The organism is Methylovulum sp., assembly GCF_028687615.1.
In the GTDB taxonomy this organism is placed as follows: domain Bacteria; phylum Pseudomonadota; class Gammaproteobacteria; order Methylococcales; family Methylomonadaceae; genus Methylovulum.
Genome location: NZ_JAQTZU010000029.1, coordinates 25,366 through 31,889, shown reverse-complemented (window position 1 = coordinate 31,889; position 6,524 = coordinate 25,366). Strand labels below are relative to the sequence as shown.

The 6,524-nt window shown below is 52.3% G+C and carries 7 protein-coding genes; 3 read left to right on the top strand and 4 right to left on the bottom strand.

The window, feature by feature from the left end:
* The first annotated feature begins 142 nt into the window (after positions 1–142).
* Complete coding sequence (locus tag PHH59_RS14535; protein WP_300017699.1) at positions 143–307, top strand: hypothetical protein; 165 nt, start codon at positions 143–145, stop codon at positions 305–307.
* A 17-nt stretch (positions 308–324) separates the two neighbouring features.
* Here PHH59_RS14535 and PHH59_RS14530 read toward each other — a convergent pair whose 3' ends face one another.
* Both PHH59_RS14530 and PHH59_RS14525 read right to left on the bottom strand, forming a co-directional pair.
* Complete coding sequence (locus PHH59_RS14530) at positions 325–1,107, bottom strand: M90 family metallopeptidase (protein ID WP_300017696.1); 783 nt, start codon at positions 1,105–1,107, stop codon at positions 325–327.
* Between the two features lie 118 nt (positions 1,108–1,225).
* A complete protein-coding gene (locus PHH59_RS14525; RefSeq protein WP_300017693.1) occupies positions 1,226–1,858 on the bottom strand; it encodes an FMN-binding negative transcriptional regulator in 633 nt (210 codons plus the stop codon).
* Positions 1,859–1,964: 106 nt separating this feature from the next.
* Here PHH59_RS14525 and PHH59_RS14520 point away from each other — a divergent pair, with 106 nt between their 5' ends.
* Positions 1,965–2,414: an SRPBCC domain-containing protein gene (locus PHH59_RS14520; RefSeq protein WP_300017690.1), complete on the top strand. Its 450-nt coding sequence runs from the start codon at positions 1,965–1,967 to the stop codon at positions 2,412–2,414.
* 654 nt (positions 2,415–3,068) lie between these two features.
* Positions 3,069–3,302, top strand: coding sequence for a hypothetical protein (locus tag PHH59_RS14515; RefSeq protein ID WP_300017687.1), 234 nt, complete (start codon positions 3,069–3,071; stop codon positions 3,300–3,302).
* A gap of 475 nt (positions 3,303–3,777) precedes the next feature.
* On the opposite strand, the gene PHH59_RS14510 is transcribed toward PHH59_RS14515, so the two are convergent.
* On the bottom strand, positions 3,778–5,007 hold the full coding sequence (locus tag PHH59_RS14510; RefSeq protein WP_300017684.1) for an HlyD family efflux transporter periplasmic adaptor subunit: 1,230 nt from the start codon (positions 5,005–5,007) through the stop codon (positions 3,778–3,780).
* The gene (locus PHH59_RS14505) at positions 5,004–6,428 is read right to left on the bottom strand and encodes an efflux transporter outer membrane subunit (RefSeq protein ID WP_300017681.1); all 1,425 of its coding nucleotides are present in this window, start codon (positions 6,426–6,428) and stop codon (positions 5,004–5,006) included. The genes PHH59_RS14510 and PHH59_RS14505 overlap by 4 nt, the downstream gene beginning before the upstream one ends.
* Positions 6,429–6,524: the final 96 nt, after the last annotated feature.

Genomic DNA, 6,524 nt, shown 5'->3' with positions numbered 1-6,524 from the left:
ACAACTTCAACCTGAAACTCAGGGCTGTTGGACGTAAGACCCCTTTTGATGCCGTCCTAAAATGGTATGATGAAAAACCAGATATTTTTATTATTAATCCTAACCATTTAAATGTGGGACTAAACAACTAATTTACAATTTTTTGATGGTAATTGCCGGGTTGGTCGCGATTTATTCAATTTTAGTGTTTATGCCGATGTTTTTTACTTATCTTTCTGAGGGTGATGTACGCGCACCTAGCGGAGATAGTGCCAGCCCCGGCCAGTCCGTTGCTGATTTACACAAGAAAAAATACGCCAACGAATAAACGGTTATTGTGGCTGTTCATCCCATTCGACACGGTTGACGCAACAAGGGATTTTGCCGGTAATAAAGCTGTAGTTGTTGATAAACTTCAGGAAATTGGGTTTGTAGCGTTTCTGGTGAACAGAAAAAATATTCGCTGGCAACGGCGAAAAACTCAGCCGGACTGCTTGCGGCATACGGGTCGATGCCAGTGTCATGATGATGCCCGACGCGGGTGACCAAGTGTTGGTAGGCTTCGCTTAATGCCGCTGTCCATTCGGGTGCGGACATGCCCGCATTCAATGGCGGGAAGCCGTTCATGCGCCCGTTCAAAACATCCAGTTTGTGCGCGGTTTCATGGATCACGACATTGCGCCCGGCATGGGTTGCCAAGCCATCCTGTTCAATTTCCGCCCAAGACACTATTAACGGTCCACGAGACCATGACTCCCCCACTAAAACCTGTTCCTCATGGTGCACAACACCAGCAGCGTCCACCGAATCCCGGCTAATACGGAATGCCGTCGGATAAACAATAACGTCAGTCCAACCTGACAAATGCTTAAAGCCAAGCTTCAATACGGGCAGGCAAGCTTGCACTGCGATGTTCACAGTCATGGCTTGGGTAAGATCCAACCCTTGTGCGCCAACGAAGTTTTTTTCATGCAAGAACAAGGTGCTGAGTTCCCGTAAGTGGGCTTTTTCAACGGCAGTTAGGTTGTGTAACAAGACAAGTTTACTGGTTACCTTCATCCACAGCTTATGAGGGATGGCATGGCGATGGATAATGTCACGCAGCCATGCACGTTTAAAAATATTCATCGCTGGGCGTCAATCGAAGTTGATAGTTTCCTCTTGGTAAAGGGATCAGAATTCATAAAGCGCCATCCCCTGTTTTGACTGGGTGATAAAACAGGGGGATGGCGTTAACCCTATCAAACTACGCGCCCGCCTTTACTAAAGCCGCCATGCTTGCCGCATCCGCTTGTTCGCTGGCATTAAGCCCTTGCACCACACTGGCCTGATTGCTCGGCGGCTGGTTTTGGCTGACTTTCCATTTGCCGGACAAACGGGTTATCACCAATTCAATGCCGATGATCGAGCCAATAAGCCTTTCCGTGAAATCAAGCGGGGCATCGGCAACCGCCCACGGTTCGGCAAAAGCCGCCTCGTGTTGGTTGGTCAGTGCTTCCAGTTGGCTGCGCAGCCAACTGGTATCATCAATCACCTGCACAGTGCCATAGGCATGGACGATGGCGTAATTCCAAGTGGGAACCACTTTCCCTGTCTCTTGCTTAGTGGCATACCAAGACGGGCTGATGTAAGCATCGGGGCCGTGGAAAATCGCCAACACTTCAAGCTCCGAATCCAGGTCATGCCATAGCGGATTCGCCCGTGCGACATGGCCGCGCAAGGTGCCGAACGGTAACGGTGTGTCAGTGAGGTGCAAAGGGATGTGGTTGGCGTTGATGCCGTCACTGGCAAGCGTCACCAGCGTCGCCAACGGATAGTGGCGCATCAGCCCGTGCATGGTCTCGATATTGGGTTGGATGAATTGGGCGGGTTGGTACATGGGCATCTCGTGCGGATTGGCGGATAAAATTAGGCTTTTGTCATTGCTTTGGCCTACTATAATCCAAAACCACCATCCCGAAAAATCCATAAACCGAGAGAACCCCATGCTGGAAATTAGAACTGAAATTGAAATCGCATCAGAACCGGAACCGCTTTGGGCTATTCTGACTGACTTCGCGGCTTATCCGCAGTGGAACCCGTTTGTCCGCTCCATACAAGGCGAGGCCAAAACCGGCGGACAACTGAGCGTATCCGTCCAGCCTGAAGGCGACAAGCCGATGACTTTCCGTCCTAAGGTATTGCTTGCCGTGCCCAATCAAGAACTGCGTTGGCTGGGGCATTTTCTTCTGCCGGGTGTTTTTGATGGTGAGCATTATTTCCAAATTGTGCCTATCGCCCCAGGGCGGGTGCAATTCATTCACGGCGAAAAATTCTCCGGCCTGTTGGTCGGGTTTTTTAAAGCCAAACTGGAGGGGGGCACCAAGGCGGGATTCGAGGCGATGAACAAAGCCATCAAAAGCCGCGTCGAAAACGGGTGGCAATCGCCTTCATAAACGTTGGATTTTCATTGATTGATGCACCATCTGCTGCTTCGGCAGTAAAGCACCATGGTATGAAATCACCGATGACCTACCGCAATTTAGCGAATTTCCCCCCAATAATGAGGGGACTTATTCCGTTTTACCCCATTACAGCCTTTTTCGAGTATTTAGCGCGTTTACGGTAGATATGCTCGTTTGATTTTAGATATGAATGCCTTTCATCTAGCCACTATCAGTCTTTGTCAGGTCGAATCAAGCCCTTTTTAGTGTGCTTTTCGACCCGACAGGCCGTTTTCAAATATGCAATAGTTCACGGTTTTTTTAATTGCCGTTAAAATTAACCGTATGAAAAAAGCCTCATCTGGAAAAGAAATTGGTAACTATTCAGCGTAAAAATAAAAAATAATGCTTGACAAGGTTTTTGCTCAAAAAAGCAAAAGATTCCAGCATTTCGAATCAGGCCTTAAACAACGCAAATAAAAAGGCATTCACCCTCTATACGCACCAATACTACAAGATAACGGGTGCTGTCGCTATGTGTCATCGTTCGAGCCATATAGCGCAACCTCGAAGGCAAATTCGACTTTTAAAACAGGACTTATAATAGTGCTAACAGTGCCTATCTCACCGCTTCCATGTCGCTGCCCGCACTGCTTGCTGATGGGCATGGAAAAATGGCTGGAACTGCTGATGCTGGGGCCTGCCGATGTACGCGATTTGTTGCTGGAAAAATGCTCGGATTTTTTCCGTAAGGAAATCGAAGCTTACCGTCAGGCGGAGGCCGATGTGCTGGTTTATGCCGACCCTTACGGTTCGACCGACACCATCCCGATGAAGCTGTTCAAGTGTCATCGAATCCATGATGTCGCATCGCCCTTACCGCGCCGGACTGGGGATTGAAGCGGCACTGTCAGAAATTTCCCTGAAAAGGGGCGTTTGTTTTAATGCCGATGTGGTTGATGCTTGTCTTAAACTTTTTCGGGAACAGGGTTTTAACACCTCGGCTTGATTTTTTGTAACTGAAATGCCCGAATGGGTATTGTCACAAAAGTTGTAGGCCTGAGCGGGATAAGCAACCCAGTTTAGTGATTAAGGTTTTCGGTTTTTGGAGCGCGGTCATCTTGACCGCAACTGGCGGGCAGGATGCCTTTATGCCCCAGATACGTGTTCCCTCCCAGTAAGGATTTGGATTTCCCGGCATGTATACTCTGAATGGTCACGTTTTCGGTTTTTTTATGTAGGGTACGCAGTGTGCGCCTTCAAAAAATCATCATAAAATCAATCTAAAAGGTACGCACAGCGTACCCTGCGATGGATTGCAAAAACCGAAAACGTGACCGTTTGAAGTACAGGGGTACGCTGTGCGTACCGAGCATCAATACCGAACCGAAAAGCGGTTGTTCTGCACGATTTTGTCAATCAATGCTTCAGCTCCGTCAAGCTGTGTGTCATAAACTTCGGTGTGATAAGAATCCGGCGGGCTTGCGGTGAACGGCTGTAATACCGAACGCCCCGGCTTGCGGGTGTCGATGCGGGCGACTGCCGACAGCCCGGGCCGTAACGGATGGGTTTTCAATTCGTCTGCGTCCAGGCTGATCCTGACCGGCACCCGTTCGGTGATGTGTATGTAATTGCCAGTGGCGTTGTCGGGCGGCAACAGCCCGAACACGCTGCCGGTGCCAGCACCCAAACCCAACACTTCGCCATGATAGACCTGCTGCGAACCATACAGGTCCACGCTGATTTCAACCGGCTGGCCGGGCTGTACCTCGGTCAGATCGTCTTCCAGAAAATTGGCCTCTATCCACAAATAATCCAGCGGCACAATCGCCAACAGCGGCGTGTCGGGATACACTTGTTCGCCGGGCTGGATGCCGCGTTTGGCGATGTAGCCTGAAACCGGCGCAACGATGCCCTGCCTGACCCGGTTCAGATAGGCTTGCTTGAGGGCGCTGGCGGCTTGCCGCACTTTCGGGTTATGTTCCAGCGCGACGCCACGGATCATTGCCTCGGCACCGTCCAATTCGGCGTGGGTCTTACGCACTTCGGCTGCCAATTGACGCACCGTAAACTCGGTGTCTTCTATCTGCTGGGCGGACACCGCGCCATCATGCGCGGCATTGCGGTAACGCTGCAAATCGCGGCGGCTGCGGTTCAGCGGCGCTTCCTGCGCGGCGAGTTTTTGGCGTAAAGTTTCAGCCGCGCTAAACAGCGTTTCGACTTGCCGCACGGTTTCCGCCAGATTCGCTTCCGCCTGTTCTTGGGCGACCTTCGCCGCCAAGCCATCGAGGCGCACCAGCGTATCGCCCTTGTGCACATATTGGGTGTTGTCAACGCGCACATCAACCACGGTGCCGCTGGTTTGCGCCTTCAACGCGACCACGTTGCCGGTGACATAAGCGTCATTGGTGGTGACGAAATGGCTGGCATGTTGTTGCCAATAGGCCAGATAAGCCATCCCAGCCAACGCGGCAAACAGGCCCACCAGCAGCAAGCGGTGGGTGCGCCTATCCCGCCATTGCCGCAGACGCCGCCCGGCCTTGCCGTTCAACACCTTGCGAATGCTTTTGAGTTTATGGTGGGTGTTTTTTTCTGTGTCTGTCATGACGGTTTATCTCCTGCTTCACGTTCATATCCGCCTCCCAAGGCTTCGATCAATCGGACCGCAGATTGGAGATGTTCAGCCGCTAACTGGCTGAGTTTAAGGCGTTGTTCCAGCAAATTATCATCCGCATCCAGCTCGCCATCACGGGTGCTAATGCCTGCCTGGTAACGGGTGGCGGCCAGTCCGGCTTGTTGTTTCGCCGCTGCCAGGGCGCGTTCTTGGGCTTGGTCATGCAGCCGGCTTTCCCGCCAATGGGCGAGCGCGTCGGCGACTTGTTGCACAGCCGCCAGCAAGGTGTTGTTGTAACTGGCGACCGCGCCATCGTAGCCCGCTTGTTCATGCGCCAGCTCGGCTTCCAAACGTCCGCCTTCAAAAATGGGCAACGTCACCGTCGGCCCGATGGAATAAGCCACGCTCGCGCCTTGGGAAGCGAACAAATCTTTCAAATCCAGGCTGCGTAGGCCGGTAAAGCCGACCAGGTTGACGTCGGGATAAAAATTGGTTTTGGCGATTTTCATCGTCTGTGCGGCGGCTTCGACCTGCCACAACGCCGCCGCCACATCCGGCCTGTGCGCCAGCAAACCTAAGCCTAAATTTTTCGGCATCGGAAATTGCTCGGCGTAGCGGGTTTCTGTCACGGTTATGCTTTTACCCCAGTCCGGCCCTTGTCCGGCCAAGGCAGCCAGACGGTTGCGCAATAGCTGGGCTTCGGTGTGCAAACTGGCTTCACGCTGATGCGCCACCGCCAACTTCTGTTCCTTGGCATAGAACCCATCCTGACTATCCAAGCCACTATCCCAACGCTGTTTAGCCAGACGTAGCTGTTTTTCGGCATTGGCGGTCAACGCTGCGCTTAACTGGATTTCTTCCTCAACCGAACACAAGCGGAAATAGCCACGCGCAATGCTAGTGCTTAACATAAGCCTAACCACCGCCAATTCCGCCGCTTGCGCCCGCGCCTTGCCCAAGGCCGCTTCCAACGCCGCCCTGTCTTTTCCCCACAAATCCAGGTGATAACGGAACAGGAAAGGATCGACGTAAGCCCCCGTAAACGTATGGTCTCCGGCGGGGCCGTAGAAATCTTTGCCGGAAAAATGCCGGGTATGGAAATCGGCCCTGGCTTCCACGCCGGGCAATAGGTCGGCTGCCCGATAATCCGCCATCGCTTCCGCTTGGCTTACTCTGGCATTGGCGGCCTTAAGCGTCGGGCTGCCTTGTAAGGCTAGGTTGAGCAATCGCGCCAATTCGGTATTATGGAAACTTTGCCACCACTGCGCCCCGGGCCAGGCTTGCACCCATTTTTCAGCGTCTTGGTCTGGTTTTAAGGTTTGCTGCATATCCGGCATCGCCATTACTTTGGCCCTGACGCCATCCTCCGGCAACAAGGCACAGCCGTTCATCAGCAAAGCGGTAGCGATCACCAACGGACTGATATTTGGGACTGTCCACGAAAAACGCGAAAGGCACGAAAATGCTTTATTACTTCGTGTTTTTTGTGTCTTTCGTGGACATTGCTT

Excerpts from the sequence above, each read along its gene's own strand:
- PHH59_RS14525 (WP_300017693.1), bottom strand. The coding sequence starts at position 1,858 with ATGTACCAACCCGCCCAATTCATCCAACCCAATATCGAGACCATGCAC.
- PHH59_RS14530 (WP_300017696.1), bottom strand. The coding sequence starts at position 1,107 with ATGAATATTTTTAAACGTGCATGGCTGCGTGACATTATCCATCGCCAT.
- PHH59_RS14515 (WP_300017687.1), top strand. The coding sequence starts at position 3,069 with ATGGAAAAATGGCTGGAACTGCTGATGCTGGGGCCTGCCGATGTACGC.
- PHH59_RS14510 (WP_300017684.1), bottom strand. The coding sequence starts at position 5,007 with ATGACAGACACAGAAAAAAACACCCACCATAAACTCAAAAGCATTCGC.
- PHH59_RS14520 (WP_300017690.1), top strand. The coding sequence starts at position 1,965 with ATGCTGGAAATTAGAACTGAAATTGAAATCGCATCAGAACCGGAACCG.